Consider the following 18,482-nt stretch of genomic DNA (forward strand, 5'->3'; position numbering starts at 1 on the left):
CCAAAGTTTACTTTGGGGCTTTGTTATGCAAAAAAATCCGAGGAGAGCCTCCTCGGATTTTTTGACTTATTGAACTGGAATTGTTTGATTTGCATTTACAGACTCTTCATTCGAATTTTCAGCCGCTGTTCGCAATGCCATCTCATTTTTCTTGCTCCTTGAAGATAATAGAATAAAGTAACTAAAAACTCCAAATAAACAAGCAATAAATAAAGCGTGTGCTAGAGCAATAAATAGATTAAGTCTGGAAAAAATAATGACGGCGCCTGAAGCAACTTGAATCGACACTAAACCAAGAGCAATCATCCAGCCGCGATAGAGAACTTTTTCGTGCTTATAATGCTTGTAAATGCGGATAAAAAGCGATAATACCCAAATGAATAATATACCGGCTAATGCTCGGTGCCCCATTTGAACCCATTCATGAATCTGAGTGGGGAGGCCGATATTGTTGTAAGTACACACAGGCCAATCGGGACAAGCAAGAGAAGCTCCGATATGTCTCACGAGTGCACCAGTATATACAACAACTAAGCTGTAAATAGTTATGGCGTAAAATTGAGTTCGTAGCTTTTCGTCAATCACAAGTGAGTCGGCATCAAACTTTTTATCAATCTCGAAAATAAGCAACGTCAACAATAGTACCGAAGCAAAGGAAATCAGCGAAATTCCGAAATGAAGGGCCAGTACAATATCAGATTGTCCCCACATAACTGCTGCAGCACCAATCAGTCCTTGTAAAACTAAGAAAAAGAAGGATATAAATGCTAAAAATTTCGTTTCTCTGATGTGACCGATTGCTTTCCAAGCCCAAATAGATAAAGCTAATACTAATATCCCCACAACTCCAGAAACAACCCTATGGCTTAGTTCAATGACTAATTCAAACGTTATTTCTTCAGGGATTAACTGTCCATGACATAAAGGCCATGAATCTCCACAACCAGCTCCTGATTCTGTTTTCGTTACAAGCGCACCACCGATTAATACAAATAGCATACCGATCGTTGTTAAAACCGATAACCATTTTAATGAACGGCTCAAAAAATCACCTTCTTACTTTTATAAAACTATAACATGGTCTAGTATTTAACTTTACTTCGCAGATATCCCTAAATTCTACCTTTATTTTTACGATATATATCATACTCAAAGAATAGATAAATTTCAAAGGAACACTCTTATCGATATTACACAATTTACGATTTGTTTACAACCCACACGAAATTGAAAAAAATTTATTATTGTAGTAAAAAAGGTTGAAAAATATGAAGGAGTTTGCTAGAAATAGATAGGGGAATTGTTTTAAATTTCGACAAGTACCTGTAAACAAAAGATTAACACTATTAATATAGTGATAATAGTGTTTAAATAGCGGCTTTGCGGTCATTTAAAGGTCACAAAAAAGTCATAAATTATTAACGAAATGTTCACAAAAAAACTAAAAAATGTGATTTAATATACAGAAAGGGTATTTTTTAATATAATTTATAATATCTACAACATAATAAACTAGATAACATAAAACTTGTACTTTTTATACATACCTCACATCTCGAAAACGCTTTATTTTTATAATTGCGTTTTTTAAGATTGAAGATAGTGCAGAATGATGGTATCACATTAATTGAAAAGAATGAGGCTGATGAGATTGCTGTTAGCAATGTTTGAAAGTATCGTTAATAAAATAAGGAGGCTTCATGATGACGACGACAAGATCTGTACTTAGTGCAGATGAAAAAATACAGAATGAAAAAAATCGTGATCAGGAATATCGAACCACTGCCTATAAAGATTTCCTAGCAATCATAAAAATTGGGATTGTCAATTCCAATCTAATAACCGCCTTTACGGGTGTATGGCTTGCCTTGTTCTTTACGGGCCAAAGCTTTTTGCAGGAAATCGATATCGTTATATATGCGCTAGTCGGTTCTGCATTGGTTATAGCTGGTTCCTGTGCGGTGAATAATTATTATGATCGAGATATTGACCATGTGATGGAACGTACAAAAGTACGTCCAACTGTAACCGGTAGAATTAATCCTAAACATGTTTTAGTATTGGGATTAATACTCATACTAATAGGAACTGGATTTCTACTTCTCACTACAGTTACTGCTGCAGTGATTGGATTAATTGGAGTTTTCTCTTATATCGTTTTATATACAATGTGGTCAAAACGTAGATATACAATTAATACCGTAATCGGAAGTATATCTGGTGCTGTACCTCCTCTTATTGGGTGGGCAGCGATTGACCCAGACTTACACGTTCTTGCGTGGCTCTTGTTTTTTATTATGTTTATCTGGCAACCGCCTCACTTTTTAGCTCTTGCGATGAGACGAGTTGAAGAATACCGTGCAGCAGGAGTTCCGATGTTGCCGGTTGTTCACGGGTTTGCAATGACAAAGAGACAAATCATGATTTGGGTTCTTTGCTTGCTTCCACTTCCTTTTTATATGTTTTCTTTAGGCGGCCTATTTGTAATCATTGCAACTCTCCTAAATATCGGATGGTTAGTCCTCGGTATTAGTGGTTTTAAAAAGAAAGATGATATCAAATGGGCAAAACAGATGTTTGTTTACTCGCTTAACTATTTAACGATCATGTTTGTAACTATGATAATCGTTACTTTAGTGTAAGTGGGTTTCAAAATATAAATAATTCTTCTATATAAAGTAGAAGGATTTAATATCTTTATCATAAAGATAGTAGCAAAATATTATTGAAAGAGGGGTTTGATTAAGCTATGAAAAAATGGCTACCAAAAGTGCGCTTGTTCACACTGTTTAGTTTCATGGCGCTGCTGTTAGCAGGGTGTGGGGAACCATTCGTTTCTGCACTTACCCCAGCAGGGGAAGTTGCGAAAATGCAGTACGATTTAATGATCTTAGCTACATTGATCATGGTCATCGTTATTGCAGTAGTTACAATTATCTTCGTTATTGCCTTAGTAAAATTCAGACGTAAAAAAGGTGACGAAAACAAGATTCCTAAGCAAGTCGAAGGAAATCACACTTTAGAAATTATTTGGACTACTATTCCAATACTTTTGCTTTTGGTTCTTGCAATTCCAACCGTATCTGCAACATTTAAATTAGCAGATGTAAAGGCGATGGAACAAGATGAAGATGCGGTAGTAATAAATGTTACTGCAAATTTATATTGGTGGGAATTTGAATACCCAGGTCATGGTATTGTAACTGCCCAAGAGTTAGTTGTTCCAACAGATGAAAAAGTTTATTTTAACCTTATTGCAGCTGATGTAAAGCACTCATTCTGGATTCCTGCTGCGGGTGGGAAATTGGACACTAATACAGATAACGTAAACAAATTCTGGTTAGAGTTTGACTCTGAAAGTACAGAAGAGGCTGGCGGCTTATTATATGGTAAGTGTGCTGAACTTTGTGGTCCTTCACATGCTTTAATGGATTTTAAAGTAAAACCAGTTCCACGTGCTGAATATGATCAGTGGATTGACAAAATGGTTGCTGCTAAGGATGTAGAACACGTAGCTGCAAATGATGTTGCAAAAGCTGGGGAAGAATTATTTACTGCAAACGGCTGTATCGCGTGTCACGCAATCAACCCAGGTGAAAAGCGTCCGACTGCACCAAGCTTAGCTAACTTCGGTGATCGTTCTAGCATTGCTGGTAAATTAGAATACAACAAAGAAAACTTGAAAAACTGGTTGAAGGATCCTGAATCAATTAAGCCGGGTAACAGCATGACAGGAACCTATGATAATAAAGGTTTATCAGACCAGGATTTAGATGCTTTAGCTGAATATCTAATGGGCCTTAGTGTCGAAGATTAATGTACAAAATTTAGAATAAGGAGGTCACATTGTGAGTACTGTAGCTCAGAAAAAAGGGTTTGGCGCTACTTTATGGGATTATTTAACAACCGTTGACCATAAAAAGATTGCTAAACTTTATTTAATAGCTGGTGGATTCTTCTTCCTTCTCGGAGGAATAGAAGCTCTTATTATTCGTATTCAACTTGCTGTACCAGATAATAACTTTGTAACTGCTGGTTTTTTCAATGAAATCATTACAATGCATGGTACAACAATGATTTTCTTGGCAGCCATGCCGCTTTTATTAGGATTTATGAATGCCGTCATGCCCCTTCAGATTGGTGCACGTGACGTAGCTTTCCCATTTGTTAATGCGTTAGGTTTCTGGTTATTCTTCTTTGGAGGAGTATTCTTAAACTTAAGTTGGTTTATGGGTGGAGCACCTGATGCAGGTTGGACTTCTTATGCTTCGCTTGCATTACACTCCGAAGGTCATGGTATTGATTTCTATGTACTTGGTCTTCAAATTTCGGGTATCGGTACTTTAATTGGTGGTATTAACTTCCTAGCAACTATCATCACAATGAGAGCACCTGGTATGACTTATATGCGTATGCCATTATTTACATGGACTACGTTTGTTGCTTCAGCATTAATACTATTTGCATTCCCTCCATTAACTGTAGGGTTGTTATTAATGATGTTTGACCGTATCTTTGGTACTGCGTTTTTCGTTCCATCAATGGGTGGAAACACAATTATTTGGGAGCATTTATTCTGGATCTTCGGTCACCCAGAAGTTTATATCTTAATTCTCCCAGCGTTTGGTATTTTCTCTGAGATCTTTGCAACATTCTCTAGAAAAAGACTTTTCGGATACTCTTCAATGGTATTCGCAACAGTATTAATTGGTTTCTTAGGATTCATGGTATGGGCTCATCACATGTTTACAACTGGTCTAGGACCGATTGCGAACGCGATTTTCGCAGTTGCTACTATGGCAATTGCTATACCGACCGGTATTAAAATCTTTAACTGGCTCTTCACAATGTGGGGCGGTTCAATTAAATTTACAACACCGATGTTATATGCAGTTGCATTTATTCCATCATTCATTATGGGTGGGGTAACTGGTGTAATGTTAGGTTCTGCACCTGCAGACTACCAGTATCATGATACTTATTTCGTAGTTGCTCACTTCCACTATGTTATTGTTGGTGGAGTTGTATTAGCCGTATTCGCTGGTACTCACTACTGGTGGCCAAAAATGTTTGGTAAAATGCTAAACGATACTCTTGGAAAAGTAACTTTCTGGTTATTTTTAATTGGTTTCCATTTAACATTCTTTATCCAACATTTCCTTGGTCTAATGGGAATGCCACGTCGTGTATTCACATTCTTACCAAATCATGGTTGGGAACTTGGAAACTTAATCAGTTCAATAGGTGCTATTGGTATGGCATTAGGTGTAATTGTTCTTCTTTACAATATTGTAATCACTTCAATTAAAGGGGAGAAGGCAACAGCTGATGCATGGGGAGATGGTCGTACCCTAGAGTGGGCTATTTCATCACCACCACCAGAATATAACTATAAGCAATTACCTTTAGTCCGTGGATTAGATCCTTTATGGGTAGAAAAAATGCAAGGCAAGAAAGAGATGACTCCAGCAGAACCACTTGGAGATATTCATATGCCAAACAGTTCAATCCTACCTTTCATCATTTCTTTAGGACTATTTATTGCAGCTTTCGGGTTCTTACACCATCCAGATGGTGTTAGTTGGTCAGTTCCAGTAATGATCATTGGAGGCATCATCACATTTGGTGCGATGCTACTACGCTCAATTATCGATGATCATGGCTACCATATTCATAAAGCAGATTTAATGGATGATGATGACAAGAAAGGGGTTGAGGCATAATGCATGTAGAAGAAAAATTAACAGCTGAAACTTTTCCTGCAGAGCCTGAGAAAGCGACCCTTGAAGGAAAAAATAAATTTATTGGTTTTTGGCTCTTCCTTGGAGGAGAAACAGTTCTATTCGCTTCCCTCTTTGCAACTTATTTAGCATTAAACAAGAGTAATGGTACAGGTCCATCGTCACAGGATTTATTTGAAATACCACTTGCTTTTACGATGACAATGATTCTTTTAACAAGTTCATTAACAAGTGTGTACTCTATGTACCATATGAAGAACTTCAACTTTAAGAAAATGCAACTTTGGTTAGGTCTAACTGTACTTCTTGGTGCAGCTTTCCTAGGATTGGAAATTTACGAATTTAACCACTATGTACATTTAGGTCATACAATCACAGGAAGTGCATTTGGATCTGCTTTCTATTTATTAGTTGGAACTCACGGTGCTCACGTACTATTTGGACTATGTTGGGCTCTTGCACTTATGATACGAAACGCTAACCGTGGATTAGATTTATATAATGCACCTAAGTTTTATGTCTTTAGCCTTTACTGGCACTTTATTGACGTAGTATGGGTGTTCATCTTTACTGTTGTATATCTAATGGGAATGGTGGGATAAACACATGACAAATAATACTAATAATTCGAATGTTGATTTAGCCTATCGTAGAAGAAAAAGTGCGGAAGAAATGAAGCACCATGTCATTTCTTTTGCTCTCATGATATTCCTTACTATCATTGCCTTTATTGCAGTTGGTTCTGAACAATTTTCACCTTGGTTCGTTGTACCATTTATTATACTTCTAGCGGTGATTCAGGTTATTTTACAATTGTATTACTTCATGCACATGAATCATAAAGGACATGAAGCACCAAAAATGTTCATGTTTTCAGGAGTATTAATTGCTGCTATTACTGTTCTATGCTTCAGTACAATTATTTGGTGGTAAAAGTAGGAGAAAGTCGGTATAATGCCGGCTTTCTTTTTTTAGACACTAAAAGTTCATAAATGGTTTGTTTGCATGACTATTTCCCTAAAGGTATAATTAATAGTATGTGTACATTGTTTATATTATTAAGAGAGGTGAGATAGAGATGTCTATCGATATCTTTGGTTTTCGGGCATTGTGGAGTCCCTATTTTTTAGGATCACTTATCGCCATTTTGATTCTATATTTTATGATTGTTGGTCCATGGAGACATCGATTTACTCATTCTGAACCTACTTCAATTAAGACAAAGATTTTGTTTGTGATTGGAATGGCACTGCTTTATTTTTGCAAAGGAAGTCCGATTGATTTATTAGGCCATATGACTATGACTGCTCATATGACGCAAATGGCAACACTATATTTAATTGTACCGACATTTTTTATTTTGGGTGTGCCTAATTGGCTATGGAGAACCTTTATAAATCTAAAAGTAATTAAGCCACTTTTTACATTTTTTACAAAACCTTTAATTGCTTTAGTTGTATTTAATGGTTCATTTTCTTTATATCATATCCCACTTATTTTTGATTTTGTAAAAACCAATGTGTTCATTCATGCTGCAACAACGACTTTTATTTTTATTGCTGCTTTCTTTATGTGGTGGCCTTTAATTAATAAATTAGAAGAGTGGAACACATTGAGTGGACTTAAAAAAGTTGGTTACATTTTTGCAGACGGTATGTTATTAACACCTGCGTGTGCACTTATTATTTTTTCAGATGTAGCTATGTATTCAACATATACAGAACTTGGGTCATGGGTAACTGCTCTAGAGCTTTGTGTACCAGCCTCAATGCTAGCCAGTCTAAATCTTACTGGACCAGAGATGTTTAATTTCATGCCTCCTCTTGAAGACCAACGTACGGGCGGCGTTATTATGAAAATTATTCAAGAGTTTGTTTATGCGATTTTACTAGGGAAAGTATTCTTTGAATGGGTTCGTAAAGAACGTGAGGAAGAAAAAATACTCGACGAGCAATTACTCAAGCCCCAAACGAATTAATAAAAATATAGAGAGAACGATGTGAGAGAGGTTTACTATGAATTTACCGATTCTGCCTACAGTGAGCACCACTTTTATTGTTTTAAGTGCAGTAACAGTTGCCATCGGTTGGTATCTAATTAAACAAAAGAGAATTGATGCACATAAAAAAGCGATGACGACCGCTGCTATATTTGCATTGATTTTCTTCATTATCTATATGTCGAGAACGTTATTTGTTGGAAATACTTCATTTGGCGGACCTGACGATGTTAAGATATACTATACGATATTTTTAATCTTTCATATATTCTTGGCAACAACAGGTGCAATATTCGGAGTGATTACATTATACCTTGGTTTTAAAAACAAAATTGCAAAGCACCGTAAGCTGGGACCCATCACAAGCATCATATGGTTTTTTACAGCCTTGACAGGTGTAGCGGTTTATTTCTTGTTGTATGTCTTTTACAAGGGTGGAGAAACAACATCGATGTTAAAAGCAATTTTAGGTTTTTAAACAATGGTAGAATGGATTGTTTGTAATATGTATAAGGTGTTCTAGAATACAATATTCTAGAGCACCTTTTTATTTTGTTATTCTATGCACATAATGTATCTTTCTTAGAGGGGAGTGTTAAGGATGATTGAGATCTTTACAGAAAACTTATTATTGGTTCCATGTTCTTTGGATATTGCCAAGTCATTAGTTTTTCATCGCAAAGAACTTGAAAAGCGATCACCTATAACGATTCCACAAAATTGGCCATCTCCATTAATAACAGGTATTCTTCCGTTTTATATAGAACAGCTTGAGAAGGATAAAAATCAATATGGCTGGGGATTATGGCTAATCATTAATTATGCCGATAAACGGATTATTGGCGATATTTATCTTCATGGCAAACCAGATAAGAAAGGTAATGTCCAATTGACGTATACAATGAATCGAGATTATCAGAAAACGAGCTTAACTTATGAAGCGGTGGACGCTTTAATTGATTGGCTTGTTTCACAAGCGGACGCAAAAAAAGTACTTATGGAATGTAGTGATAGTAACTATCAATCAATCCAGCTTTTTGAAAAGCTAGGAATGAGATGTACAAAGAAAGATGGTAAGTTTTTAACTTGGGAACTTCGTAAAGTTATTTAATAAAGAATAATTTTTCTAGACTAGTGCCCAATTCATTCCTTATTGCATATGGTAGGAGTAACCATGGTGGTCTTGAAATTGAGAAGGAGTGTGGTTGGGGTGGTTAGAAAAGCATTAGAAAATGGATCGCTTTATATTAAGAATGATGTATTAGCAATGATTGCGTCGATTTGTGCCGAAGATATTGAAGGGGTTACGATTGTATCAGGATTAAAGGATGGGGTCTCTGGCATTCTTAATCGGAATTTTCATAAAAATGGTATTACCGTAATCGAAGATGAAGAAGAAGGGATTGCCCTTGAGGTAAAAATCGCTATCGAATACGGCTTAGAAATAAAAAAGACATGTGAACTCCTGCAAGCAGCGATTTTACATGAAATAAAAAGTATGACCGGGATTAGCTTATCTAGTCTTACAATTAAAGTGGAAGGTCTTACGAATAAACAACCACTACCATCAACGTAAAAAAAGGAACAGTTACGACTGTTCCTTTTTACATTGCAAGCTTATGCGTTTACAACCGCTTCAATATTTTCTTTTACTTTTGCTAAGATGCGTTCACATTGATCTACTAATGTTTTAGGGAAAACTTCATTTTCGCCATATTCGACACCATGTGGGTAATAGTACTTACCAACGAAAGGTGTAAGTAGTTTAACGACTGCATCAGTTGCATTTTCTTCGATTACTCCCTCAACAGCATGACCTTGTACACGAAGGTAGTAAATATCACCTTTAATCTCAAACTTACGGTCGTATGTAATTCTCTCGTAATCCCACTGACCTGCAAGAATAAAACCTTCTGATCTCATTATGTCAGTTAGTCTTGGTAATTCGATTGTTACGTTTTCAATCCCCGTATTTTCAAATCTCATTTAATATCCCTCCAAAAACCGTCAAACAACGATTTATATGTTCTCAGTATAATAATAGTACGAAAACATGCAAGTTGCAACGTTTGACATTAATATGTCACGAAAAATAAAAAATTATTTTATGTGGAATTTCTTCAGTTTTGGTCAAACTAACAAAGAAAGGAGGGATAAGATGAAGAAATTTCTTTTAATTCTTACGGGTTTATTTTTTATTTTAAGTGGTCCAATGATTGCGAATGGACAAGGTACGACTACATACACCGTGCAGCCAGGTGATACTTTATGGAAGATTTCTGTACGCTATCAAGTTGGTTTGTCCGAAATCATTTCAGCAAACCCGCAGTTTAAAAACCCAAACCTCATTTATCCGGGTCAAAAGGTAACAATTCCAATTCTGGAAAATGTCAAAAGCGTTGAGAATCAGGTTATCTCTTTAACCAATCAACAACGTGCAAAATATGGATTGCCTGCATTGAAAATTGATTGGGAGCTGTCACGTGTGGCACGTTATAAATCTGTGGATATGAGAGACCGAAACTATTTTGACCATACTTCACCTACATATGGCTCACCATTTACGATGATGCGAAACTTTGGGATTTCTTATCGAACAGCAGCTGAAAATATTGCCGCTGGACAAAGAACACCTCAAGAAGTTGTGAACGCGTGGATGAACAGCCCTGGACATCGAGCAAATATTCTTAAAAGCGATGTTACGCATATTGGTGTAGGGTATGCAGAAGGTGGTTCAAAAAGACATTATTGGACCCAAATGTTTATCGGTAAATAAGATTAATAAAGTAAGTTTTTAAAAAGGAGGATACAATGGAATCTGTTCGTGATGTAATGAGTACTGATGTTGAATATTGTACGCCCCTTGATAATGTGTATGAAGTAGCAGTTAAAATGAAGGATTTAGATGTTGGTGCAATTCCTATATTAGAAGATCAAAAGTTAATCGGAATGATCACTGATCGCGATTTAGTTGTTCGAGGGTATGCTGAAAAAAGATCAGGCTCCAATCAAGTAACAAATGTGATGAGTGATAATCTAGTTACTTGCTCACCTGATACGTCACTTGAAGAAGCGTCCGAATTGATGGCAAAACATCAAATTAGACGTTTACCAGTGGTAGAGAATGGTCAATTAGTTGGGATTGTTTCATTAGGTGACTTGGCAACAAATAAAATGTCGGATAATCATGCAGGAGAAGCATTAAGTGACATATCTGAACAGGACCAACTACACTAAATTAACAGGCACCTAATTGGTGCCTGTTTTATTATTCTTTCGTTTAACGCATAAAACTAGGAAAAGTTTAATATATATGATAGAAAATGATTGATGTTAGGAAGTGGTTCTTCTGAAATTGGCTAAGATTGCAGTTACTATCTTACTTTTAGCTTCTAGCATTTATTATATTTCTATCAAACACGGAAGAACAGAAATAGTGAATGGTATTGATGATAATAAGTTGTTATCAAACCATGTAAGTACTGAAAAAACCACTATACCCTATCAAAAGGAGATTCATCAATTTGAAGGGCTCTATTCGTTCATTGGAGTGGAGAGTTCAAAAATAGAAGAAATACTGGGTAAGCCCAACCGAATAGACCGTTCATCCTATGATTATAATTGGTGGGTGTACAACTCTACCCCACAAAATTATATCCAGGTGGGAATCGAAAATGATCGTGTTGTTACCGTGTTTGGAACAGGGAATGATGTACAAGTTGAACCATTTGAAATTGGACAACCTATTGCAGAGTTACGTTCAAAAGGCTTAATAAAACCTAAGGTCTCTTTGAATGTGGACAAAAATCCTTATCGATTTGAGTTAACTGAAGAAGAAATGAATGCTAGACCTTTGATTGCGATGGGGAATGTCTATGTACAAGTATATGTGGATACGTTTACGAATGAGATTTCGAGCATTCGTTTTTTAGATGGAGAGACGTTGATTAAGATTCGTCCCTATGAATTAGCGTATCGAGGTGAATTACTGTCCGCAAAAGAAGTTTCAAAGGTAGAATGGAAGGAAGTAGAACAAGGAAACTCTGCCCAAATTTTAGATATAACCAATGTGATCCGAACTAGACATGGACTTCATCCACTAAAAGTGGACGAAAAGTTAGCGAGTGTTGCATATTTACATAGTAAAGATATGAGTACGAATGAATATTTTGACCATACCTCGCCGACAAAAGGGGGACTAGCTGACCGCTTAGCTAATGGAGAAGTAAGCTATCAACTTGCGGGAGAAAATATTGCGGCTAAATATGTTGACGGTATCGCAGCTGTTGAAGGATGGCTTAATAGTGAGGGACATCGTGAGACTCTTTTAAGTGAGGATTACAATTTTCTTGGGGTAGGTGTCTACGAAAAATACTACACGCAAAACTTTATTCAAAAATGGGAGTAAGCAATGCAACTAAGTGTATTGCTTACTTTTTATTTACTATGATTTGATATTTGTAGAACTGGAAATGATCTTTTGTCCATTCACCAATACACGAAATTTCATCACCTATTTTAATTTGAGCAGGCGTATGTCCATCTCTTAGTGGAATGATCCGTTTAGCTTTAATGATGCCTGTGGCTGTTTTTATTATTAATTCAGTCACGAGAACGAATTTATGATAATAATAGCGTTGCTTTTCTTCGTTCTTACTGATAACTCGACCTTTAATTACGGCTTCTTCTTTTACATTTTCAAGAGCTTTCCAGCTTTCCTCATATTTCTTTCTTTCCTTTTTTGAAAGTACATAAAAATAGACAATAATGAGTGGAATGACAATGGCTGTAACCATTCCTACACCTCGTTATTTTTTGCTTGGACGATCAATAATAAAGAAACTGCCTGTTGCATGAGCAATTAATGTTCCATCGTCACGGAATACTCTTCCCTCAGTCACGCATATTTTTGAACCTCTATGTATCATTTGCGCGACACAGCGTAATTCTTTTCCGATTCCCGGAGCCACATAATTAATTTTCATTTCAGTTGTTACCGCTGCTTTATTGTGAGGGAGGACATGGTGAACTACTGAACCCATAGCAGAATCAAGGAGAGTTGCTGTAATCCCCCCATGGACGATTTTTAATGGGTTTTGAATTAGCTCCGTATTAGGAATGGTAATTTCATAGGTTTGATCATCAAGAACTTTTCGACTTGTTTGTAATAAGCCACCAATATACGATCCATTTTGTTTTGTTTGTTTACGAATTACGGCATCGATTACTTGTTCTAATGCCTGTCTTTCTTCTTCGTTTGCCTCAACGAAAAACGTTTGTAATTTTTGTAGGATACGGTCTTCCATGATAATTACCTCAAATCCATAATATTTTTATTATTCTTATTTTAACAATGATATTGGGCTTAATGCAATTTAAAATGGGCGAACAAATCAATTTATTATAGATAAACTATAGTAGGCAATCGTATGAAAAAGAGGTGATTGGTATGGGAAAAAAACTTCATCCATCCGTTCAAGAATTTAAATCTTTTGTTAAAAAACATCCAATTCTGGTTCAGGAAGTGCGAAAAGGAGTACTTAACTGGCAGGAAGTATATGAAGATTGGTATATACTTGGTGAGAATGATGAGAAGTGGGAAAAATATAAAAATAACAGCAGTAAGACAGAAGAAAGTGAAAAAGAAGATTTTATTGGGAAAATCTTTTCATCCTTTAAAAATGCCGATATGAATAATCTTCAGCAGCAAATCTCAAATGTAAGTGAAGCCATTTCAACGATCCAAGCAGTCATCCATCAGTTTCGTGGAGAAGAAAAGCCGAATCAAGGGCAGTCTTCGCACCGACAACCTCAACCGTTTGCCTTTCGAAAAGACTAGGTGAGAAGGGGGAGTATGATGCGAAAAGATACCTATGAATACCTCAAAACAAAGAAACAGCTTCGTACTTTTGTACGTCAAAACCCAATTTGGTACAGAAAATTAACTAGGAATCCTAATGATTTTCAGAGCCTTGAAATGGAGTCAAAGTCGTATTTTAAACAGACCCTTCCACATAAAGTGCAAAAACTCAACCAGTCTTTAGAAATGGCCTCTTTCACGCTACAAATGTATCAAGGCATGCGACAAAGTGATTAAAGGCAAGGCGACTCTTTAAGAGTCGCTCTTTTTTAGGGAAGGCGGGATATTTGTAATGCGATAGGAAAAACTAGGAAAAAAAGGAGTGGTAGAAAGTTGTACAAGTTTGTTTTGTCCCTTTTTATTCTAAGTTTCCTGTATGTTTATATAGATAAAAATCCGGTTGAGGCTACGATTACTGAGAACGTCTCGAATAAATCAGAACGAACTCTGCATGTGACACACCATGTTAGGGGAAATGATGTATATCTGGAATGCATGATCCAAAATTTTACGTTCAAACAAAGTGGTGGCCATAAGATTGAAGGTGAGGGCCATCTTCATGTTATAGTCGATGGACGTCGGACAGAAAAGATATCCACGGCTGCATTTATCATCAAAGGGCTAACAAAGGGCGAACATACCTTAAAGATTCAAGTAGTCCATAATGATTTAACAAATTACAATCTCGACCACACGATTCATGTTCAAATAAAGTAATAAAGTTATAAAGTATTCATAAGATGCGATTCGTGAAAAATCATGGTATAGTGATTATGGAGGTGTTTTTTTTGATAGCTACAATTGAGAGAGTTGAGATACTTGAAGAGGCGGAAAGCCTAGCATCAATGATTCTACAATCTGAACTGGCTGAGGAGTATCGCAGCTGTTTATATACATTACAAAAGGATAAGGAAGCACAAAAACTGATCGCGGAATTTCAGAATATGAAAGAGAAGTATGATGAGGTTCAACGATTCGGGAAATACCATCCTGATTTTCGAACGGTCTCAAAAGAGACAAGGGAGTTAAAAAGAAAGCTAGATCTTCATGAAACCATTGCTGAATTTAAAAAGGCAGAAGATAATATTCAAAAAGTCCTTGATGAAATCAGCGTGTTACTAGGTGGAGCTGTATCAAAACATATTAAAGTACCAACAGGTAACCCATATTTTGATTCCATCTCAAGCTGTGGCGGCGGCTGTGGTAGCGGCGGAGCATGTGGTTGTCATTAATAGATTAGCAAAAAATATGAATATCCTACCTATATTTTCAGAAAAAAGTAAGTTTTCTACTTTATTTCATATTGTAAAATTTTAACTCATTGTGCTACACTATAAAAAAGTTATTGAAATAAGGAGAAAACACTATGATTGGACAACGCCAAGGAATTATCGTTTGGCTACATTCGCTAAAGCATTCAAAAATGCTGCGTAAATTTGGTAATATTCATTATGTATCAAAACGTCTAAAATACGTGGTCCTTTATAACGATATGGAAAATACCGATTCAATCGTAGAAAAGTTAAATTCGCTTGCCTTCGTAAAAAGAGTAGAGCCATCATATAAACCATTTTTAAAGATTGAATTCGAGAACCGAAAACCAGATCGCGCTAAGGAATACGACTATAAGATTGGACTATAAAAAGCTTATCAAAAGCATCCTGCTTTTGATAAGCTTTTTTTATTGCATCGGTGGTATGTATCGGTTCATTCTTAGAATCCCAATTAAGTGTTGATAATAAAGTTCTTTTTCACTAAACATTGTGGATGGTTTAACATCAAGTGTAATAATGGATAAATCAAGATCATTAGCCAATTCAGCAAAGAGAGAGTACCTCTTATTCGGTTTGATTTCCGGGTTCGGTATTCCTTCCCTACAAATAAAGATAGCTTGAAAATTACCAGGATTTGTTGGTTGGAAAGCTACTGCTATAGAGGATACCTGCCTATCTTGAACGGTAGTGTTAAAGGCAAATAGCTTCGAGACCCTATCCCTATTATTTTTCATAAGCTCTAGAAGTTCATAAATATCAGAGTATCCTTCACCCAACTCTATAAATCGTTGTATCATACTAAATTCCCCTTACTTTCATATTTTCCATGTTTACTGTATCACGATTTGATCAGAATTAACAATTACAAACAAAAAAACCCTGCAAGTTACTTGCAGGGTCCTTCCATTCCATGTTTTTCGTTACCGTTCACATGGAAGAAGGCAAAGGGAGAGGAGAAACCGGAGGAAGAACTTATGGGGAAACGTAAGTCTTCTCCGCGGTTGGCAACAACATCCTCGAATGATGTTGTTAGTACTAATTATGACCAATTGAAAATTGTGTATACATGCTCTAGCGTATTTTTATTATCGAAGTAAAATTTTTGCTGACCTTTCGTCCTCGAATTATTCTTTATTGATTAACAAACGATAATGTTTATGGTAGGATAATGTTATTCATTTTACATAGACAGTGGTGATAGTAGTGAGGGTTGTATCTGGGATAAAGAAAGGTCTGCACTTGAAAGCGGTACCAGGGACGTCTACACGCCCAACAACAGACAAGGTGAAAGAAGCGATCTTCAATATCATCGGTCCCTATTTTGATGGTGGTGTTGGCCTTGATTTGTTCGGTGGAAGTGGCGGACTTGGAATTGAAGCACTTAGCCGCGGGATCGACAAAATGATTTTTGTAGATCGTGATCAAAAAGCGATTCAAACGATAAAAGGAAATTTAGAAACATGTCGCCTTCAGGATCAAGCAGAAGTATATCGAAATGATGCTGTACGAGCATTAAAGGCAATCGTGAAGCGGGACATTACATTTGATGTAATCTTTTTAGATCCGCCTTATAAACAGCAAAAATTAACGGAACTTATTGAAGAAATTAGTAAACATCAGTTGTTAACAAATGCTGGAGTTATTATTGCAGAACATGATTCAGAAGTAGTACTCGAAAAGTCGATCGGAAACTTTGAATTAGTTCGCCATGAAGAGTATGGAATCATTGGTGTATCAATTTTTAGATATGAAGAGGGATGGGAAGGTGAATAGAAATGACAAGAATTGCAGTATGCCCAGGAAGCTTTGATCCTGTAACAAATGGGCATCTTGATATTATTAAAAGAGGCGCAAAAGTATTTGATAAAATTTACGTGTGCGTATTAAATAACTCATCAAAAAAACCTTTGTTTACAGTAGAGGAACGGATCGAACTTTTACAAGAAAGCACAAAGGACATACATAATATTGAGGTTGAATCTTTTCAAGGTTTGTTGATGGACTATGCAAGTCAGAAAAATGCAAATGCAATTTTACGTGGACTTCGTGCTGTTTCCGATTTCGAGTACGAAATGCAAATTACTTCAATGAACCGTATTTTAAATGAAGATATCGAAACCTTTTTTATGATGACCAATAATCAATATTCATTTTTAAGCTCAAGTATCGTAAAAGAAGCTGCAAAGTATCATGGTGAAATTTCAGAGCTTGTACCTAAGCCAGTAGAATTTGCCCTTAAAGAGAAATTTAACACCAACCATCAAGGCTAAGTAGCATATAATACAAACAGTAAAAAGCCCCGCATATTACATGCGAGGGCTTTTCATTCTAGTGGAATAGATACCGATATAACAAAATAAAGATAATATGGTAAAAAGCGGTCCGTAAGTTAATAATCCACTCCATACCGTTTCTACCCATAAAGGTGTATGCTCCGGTATCAACGGAGCGAAGACGCCTGTAGTTTCTTCTGAGCCTTTATTTTTCACATAAAGTGGATTCCATAAAAAGAAGGTGATCACTCCAGCCAAAAAGCCGTGCATAATTCGGGCCATAAAAAATGGCTTAAAACTCACATCAGTTTCCGCTAGAATACTCGCAACCTGTGCTTGAACAGATAATCCGCAAAATCCAAGAATAAAGCTGACAGCAATCACTTTAGGAAGTAAGTCAATGTGTTCTAGTTCACTTGTCATCATCGATCCTGTTGTAATTTCAAATATTCCGGAAATAAGCGGAATGCTGAGTTCAGTTGGCATTTGGAATAGTTTTAATAACACCGATAATCCTGCCCCGATTATGGCAATAACATTAATTAAAGACAGAAGCTTATTAAACACAGAGAATAAAATGATAAATCCACCAATCATTAACAAGGTATGAATAGAGGTGGTTACTGCATCACCTAATAATTGACCAAATGGCCTCTTCTCCTTCAGTCTTGTACGGTGGAGTTCCTGTAAGGCTTTCACAATAATACTCTTTTTCTCTTCATCTTTTGGTGTATGTTCGTCGTCTTTTTTACCATAGAACCTCATAATTAACCCAACACAAAAATTTCCGACATAATGACTAACTGCAAGCAAGATTCCTAACCTTGGGTTTTCAAAAAAACCTACAGAAATGGCGGCGAATATAAAAAGAGGATTTGAAGCATTCGCAAAGGAAACAAGTCTTTCTGCTTCGACCCTAGTAATCTGTTTCTCCTGTCTAAGCCGTGCGGTTAGCTTTGCGCCGGCAGGAAAACCTGAAGCCATACCCATTGCCCATGCAAAACCACCTACACCTGGAACACGAAACAGCGGTCTCATGAGTGGTTCAAATAAGACACCGATAAATTTTACAACACCAAAACCAATTAATAATTCAGAAATGATCAAGAAAGGGAGTAAGGATGGAAAAACGATCTTCCACCACATTTCCAAACCGACCCTTGAGGCTTCGAGTGATTCCTTTGGAAAATAAATTAGTGCAATGGTAAGTAGGGTAATACCTGCTGCAATTGCTACTGTTTTGAACCTAGAACGTATCAATGGTACTCCTCCTATAGAAGTCTTCTTTTCTATACAATTAGTTCATTTAAGTGATAGAATAAGAGAGTCCACAGT

General features: G+C 36.4%; 25 protein-coding genes. 19 read left to right on the plus strand and 6 right to left on the minus strand.

Annotated features, from left to right (window positions below; translation table 11 throughout):
* Window positions 1-66: 66 nt before the first annotated feature.
* On the minus strand, window positions 67-1,044 hold the full coding sequence (locus ACFSFW_RS03675; RefSeq protein WP_304215819.1) for a COX15/CtaA family protein: 978 nt from the start codon (window positions 1,042-1,044) through the stop codon (window positions 67-69).
* A gap of 659 nt (window positions 1,045-1,703) precedes the next feature.
* Between ACFSFW_RS03675 and cyoE the strand changes: the two genes are divergently transcribed.
* The 9 genes from cyoE to ACFSFW_RS03720 all read left to right on the plus strand — a co-directional run bounded on the left by cyoE (window position 1,704) and on the right by ACFSFW_RS03720 (window position 9,316).
* Window positions 1,704-2,642, plus strand: coding sequence for a heme o synthase (cyoE, locus tag ACFSFW_RS03680; protein WP_304215818.1), 939 nt, complete (start codon window positions 1,704-1,706; stop codon window positions 2,640-2,642).
* Window positions 2,643-2,749: 107 nt separating this feature from the next.
* Window positions 2,750-3,817: a cytochrome c oxidase subunit II gene (gene coxB / locus ACFSFW_RS03685; RefSeq protein WP_304215816.1), complete on the plus strand. Its 1,068-nt coding sequence runs from the start codon at window positions 2,750-2,752 to the stop codon at window positions 3,815-3,817.
* Between the two features lie 31 nt (window positions 3,818-3,848).
* Window positions 3,849-5,723, plus strand: coding sequence for a cytochrome c oxidase subunit I (ctaD, locus tag ACFSFW_RS03690; RefSeq protein WP_304215814.1), 1,875 nt, complete (start codon window positions 3,849-3,851; stop codon window positions 5,721-5,723).
* Window positions 5,723-6,343, plus strand: coding sequence for a cytochrome (ubi)quinol oxidase subunit III (locus ACFSFW_RS03695; RefSeq protein ID WP_099363128.1), 621 nt, complete (start codon window positions 5,723-5,725; stop codon window positions 6,341-6,343). Before ctaD ends, ACFSFW_RS03695 begins: the two co-directional genes overlap by 1 nt.
* 4 nt (window positions 6,344-6,347) lie before the next feature.
* On the plus strand, window positions 6,348-6,674 hold the full coding sequence (ctaF, locus tag ACFSFW_RS03700; protein ID WP_388035322.1) for a cytochrome c oxidase subunit IVB: 327 nt from the start codon (window positions 6,348-6,350) through the stop codon (window positions 6,672-6,674).
* A 145-nt stretch (window positions 6,675-6,819) separates the two neighbouring features.
* Window positions 6,820-7,719: a cytochrome c oxidase assembly factor CtaG gene (gene ctaG / locus ACFSFW_RS03705; RefSeq protein WP_304215813.1), complete on the plus strand. Its 900-nt coding sequence runs from the start codon at window positions 6,820-6,822 to the stop codon at window positions 7,717-7,719.
* A 37-nt stretch (window positions 7,720-7,756) separates the two neighbouring features.
* Complete coding sequence (locus tag ACFSFW_RS03710) at window positions 7,757-8,218, plus strand: DUF420 domain-containing protein (protein WP_388035325.1); 462 nt, start codon at window positions 7,757-7,759, stop codon at window positions 8,216-8,218.
* A 123-nt stretch (window positions 8,219-8,341) separates the two neighbouring features.
* Window positions 8,342-8,851: a GNAT family N-acetyltransferase gene (locus ACFSFW_RS03715; protein WP_388035328.1), complete on the plus strand. Its 510-nt coding sequence runs from the start codon at window positions 8,342-8,344 to the stop codon at window positions 8,849-8,851.
* 99 nt (window positions 8,852-8,950) lie between these two features.
* The gene (locus ACFSFW_RS03720) at window positions 8,951-9,316 is read left to right on the plus strand and encodes an Asp23/Gls24 family envelope stress response protein (RefSeq protein WP_388035331.1); all 366 of its coding nucleotides are present in this window, start codon (window positions 8,951-8,953) and stop codon (window positions 9,314-9,316) included.
* A gap of 41 nt (window positions 9,317-9,357) precedes the next feature.
* On the opposite strand, the gene ACFSFW_RS03725 is transcribed toward ACFSFW_RS03720, so the two are convergent.
* Window positions 9,358-9,726 carry a YugN family protein gene (locus tag ACFSFW_RS03725; RefSeq protein WP_388035333.1) on the minus strand — a complete coding sequence of 123 codons (369 nt, stop codon included), beginning with the start codon at window positions 9,724-9,726 and terminating at the stop codon, window positions 9,358-9,360.
* A gap of 172 nt (window positions 9,727-9,898) precedes the next feature.
* On the opposite strand from ACFSFW_RS03725, the gene safA reads away from it, so the two are divergent.
* The 3 genes from safA (at window position 9,899) to ACFSFW_RS03740 (ending at window position 12,148) form a co-directional block, all read left to right on the plus strand.
* Entirely contained in the window at window positions 9,899-10,516 is a 618-nt protein-coding gene (gene safA, locus ACFSFW_RS03730) for a SafA/ExsA family spore coat assembly protein (RefSeq protein WP_388035335.1), read from the plus strand.
* A gap of 35 nt (window positions 10,517-10,551) precedes the next feature.
* Window positions 10,552-10,977, plus strand: a complete 426-nt coding sequence (locus tag ACFSFW_RS03735; protein WP_099363121.1) for a CBS domain-containing protein — start codon at window positions 10,552-10,554, stop codon at window positions 10,975-10,977.
* Window positions 10,978-11,095: 118 nt separating this feature from the next.
* Window positions 11,096-12,148, plus strand: a complete 1,053-nt coding sequence (locus tag ACFSFW_RS03740; RefSeq protein WP_388035339.1) for a CAP domain-containing protein — start codon at window positions 11,096-11,098, stop codon at window positions 12,146-12,148.
* A 22-nt stretch (window positions 12,149-12,170) separates the two neighbouring features.
* On the opposite strand, the gene ACFSFW_RS03745 is transcribed toward ACFSFW_RS03740, so the two are convergent.
* Together ACFSFW_RS03745 and ACFSFW_RS03750 are read right to left on the minus strand one after the other, a co-directional pair.
* Window positions 12,171-12,536: a hypothetical protein gene (locus ACFSFW_RS03745; RefSeq protein WP_388035342.1), complete on the minus strand. Its 366-nt coding sequence runs from the start codon at window positions 12,534-12,536 to the stop codon at window positions 12,171-12,173.
* Between the two features lie 12 nt (window positions 12,537-12,548).
* Complete coding sequence (locus ACFSFW_RS03750; protein ID WP_388035345.1) at window positions 12,549-13,046, minus strand: PaaI family thioesterase; 498 nt, start codon at window positions 13,044-13,046, stop codon at window positions 12,549-12,551.
* Window positions 13,047-13,189: 143 nt separating this feature from the next.
* Here ACFSFW_RS03750 and ylbD point away from each other — a divergent pair, with 143 nt between their 5' ends.
* From ylbD to ACFSFW_RS03775, 5 genes are all read left to right on the plus strand, one after another.
* Complete coding sequence (gene ylbD / locus ACFSFW_RS03755) at window positions 13,190-13,579, plus strand: spore coat protein YlbD (protein WP_388035347.1); 390 nt, start codon at window positions 13,190-13,192, stop codon at window positions 13,577-13,579.
* A gap of 18 nt (window positions 13,580-13,597) precedes the next feature.
* Entirely contained in the window at window positions 13,598-13,837 is a 240-nt protein-coding gene (locus ACFSFW_RS03760; protein ID WP_388035350.1) for a YlbE-like family protein, read from the plus strand.
* Window positions 13,838-13,933: 96 nt separating this feature from the next.
* Window positions 13,934-14,317 (plus strand): hypothetical protein, encoded by a 384-nt coding sequence (locus ACFSFW_RS03765; RefSeq protein ID WP_388035353.1) that lies wholly within the window; start codon window positions 13,934-13,936, stop codon window positions 14,315-14,317.
* 71 nt (window positions 14,318-14,388) lie between these two features.
* Window positions 14,389-14,832 (plus strand): YlbF/YmcA family competence regulator, encoded by a 444-nt coding sequence (locus ACFSFW_RS03770; protein WP_388035356.1) that lies wholly within the window; start codon window positions 14,389-14,391, stop codon window positions 14,830-14,832.
* Window positions 14,833-14,966: 134 nt separating this feature from the next.
* Window positions 14,967-15,242: a YlbG family protein gene (locus ACFSFW_RS03775; RefSeq protein ID WP_099363114.1), complete on the plus strand. Its 276-nt coding sequence runs from the start codon at window positions 14,967-14,969 to the stop codon at window positions 15,240-15,242.
* Window positions 15,243-15,281: 39 nt separating this feature from the next.
* On the opposite strand, the gene ACFSFW_RS03780 is transcribed toward ACFSFW_RS03775, so the two are convergent.
* Complete coding sequence (locus ACFSFW_RS03780) at window positions 15,282-15,671, minus strand: DUF7147 family protein (protein WP_388035359.1); 390 nt, start codon at window positions 15,669-15,671, stop codon at window positions 15,282-15,284.
* A 406-nt stretch (window positions 15,672-16,077) separates the two neighbouring features.
* Between ACFSFW_RS03780 and rsmD the strand changes: the two genes are divergently transcribed.
* Together rsmD and coaD are read left to right on the plus strand one after the other, a co-directional pair.
* The gene (gene rsmD / locus ACFSFW_RS03785) at window positions 16,078-16,647 is read left to right on the plus strand and encodes a 16S rRNA (guanine(966)-N(2))-methyltransferase RsmD (protein WP_304215880.1); all 570 of its coding nucleotides are present in this window, start codon (window positions 16,078-16,080) and stop codon (window positions 16,645-16,647) included.
* 2 nt (window positions 16,648-16,649) lie between these two features.
* Entirely contained in the window at window positions 16,650-17,144 is a 495-nt protein-coding gene (coaD, locus tag ACFSFW_RS03790) for a pantetheine-phosphate adenylyltransferase (RefSeq protein WP_388035362.1), read from the plus strand.
* Window positions 17,145-17,180: 36 nt separating this feature from the next.
* Here coaD and spoVV read toward each other — a convergent pair whose 3' ends face one another.
* Complete coding sequence (spoVV, locus tag ACFSFW_RS03795; RefSeq protein WP_388035365.1) at window positions 17,181-18,407, minus strand: dipicolinic acid transporter SpoVV; 1,227 nt, start codon at window positions 18,405-18,407, stop codon at window positions 17,181-17,183.
* Between the last annotated feature and the right edge of the window lie 75 nt (window positions 18,408-18,482).

The organism is Ferdinandcohnia salidurans (genome assembly GCF_042680725.1).
Taxonomy (GTDB): domain Bacteria; phylum Bacillota; class Bacilli; order Bacillales; family Bacillaceae_L; genus Ferdinandcohnia; species Ferdinandcohnia salidurans.

Bases quoted from the DNA above. Each gene is read 5' to 3' on its own strand.
- ACFSFW_RS03750 (WP_388035345.1), bottom strand. From the start codon at position 13,046: ATGGAAGACCGTATCCTACAAAAATTACAAACGTTTTTCGTTGAGGCA.
- ACFSFW_RS03775 (WP_099363114.1), top strand. From the start codon at position 14,967: ATGATTGGACAACGCCAAGGAATTATCGTTTGGCTACATTCGCTAAAG.
- safA (WP_388035335.1), top strand. From the start codon at position 9,899: ATGAAGAAATTTCTTTTAATTCTTACGGGTTTATTTTTTATTTTAAGT.
- ctaF (WP_388035322.1), top strand. From the start codon at position 6,348: ATGACAAATAATACTAATAATTCGAATGTTGATTTAGCCTATCGTAGA.
- ACFSFW_RS03710 (WP_388035325.1), top strand. From the start codon at position 7,757: ATGAATTTACCGATTCTGCCTACAGTGAGCACCACTTTTATTGTTTTA.
- ACFSFW_RS03695 (WP_099363128.1), top strand. From the start codon at position 5,723: ATGCATGTAGAAGAAAAATTAACAGCTGAAACTTTTCCTGCAGAGCCT.
- ACFSFW_RS03725 (WP_388035333.1), bottom strand. From the start codon at position 9,726: ATGAGATTTGAAAATACGGGGATTGAAAACGTAACAATCGAATTACCA.
- cyoE (WP_304215818.1), top strand. From the start codon at position 1,704: ATGACGACGACAAGATCTGTACTTAGTGCAGATGAAAAAATACAGAAT.
- coxB (WP_304215816.1), top strand. From the start codon at position 2,750: ATGAAAAAATGGCTACCAAAAGTGCGCTTGTTCACACTGTTTAGTTTC.
- ctaG (WP_304215813.1), top strand. From the start codon at position 6,820: ATGTCTATCGATATCTTTGGTTTTCGGGCATTGTGGAGTCCCTATTTT.
- ACFSFW_RS03760 (WP_388035350.1), top strand. From the start codon at position 13,598: ATGCGAAAAGATACCTATGAATACCTCAAAACAAAGAAACAGCTTCGT.
- ACFSFW_RS03745 (WP_388035342.1), bottom strand. From the start codon at position 12,536: ATGGTTACAGCCATTGTCATTCCACTCATTATTGTCTATTTTTATGTA.
- ylbD (WP_388035347.1), top strand. From the start codon at position 13,190: ATGGGAAAAAAACTTCATCCATCCGTTCAAGAATTTAAATCTTTTGTT.
- ACFSFW_RS03715 (WP_388035328.1), top strand. From the start codon at position 8,342: ATGATTGAGATCTTTACAGAAAACTTATTATTGGTTCCATGTTCTTTG.
- ACFSFW_RS03735 (WP_099363121.1), top strand. From the start codon at position 10,552: ATGGAATCTGTTCGTGATGTAATGAGTACTGATGTTGAATATTGTACG.
- ACFSFW_RS03780 (WP_388035359.1), bottom strand. From the start codon at position 15,671: ATGATACAACGATTTATAGAGTTGGGTGAAGGATACTCTGATATTTAT.
- coaD (WP_388035362.1), top strand. From the start codon at position 16,650: ATGACAAGAATTGCAGTATGCCCAGGAAGCTTTGATCCTGTAACAAAT.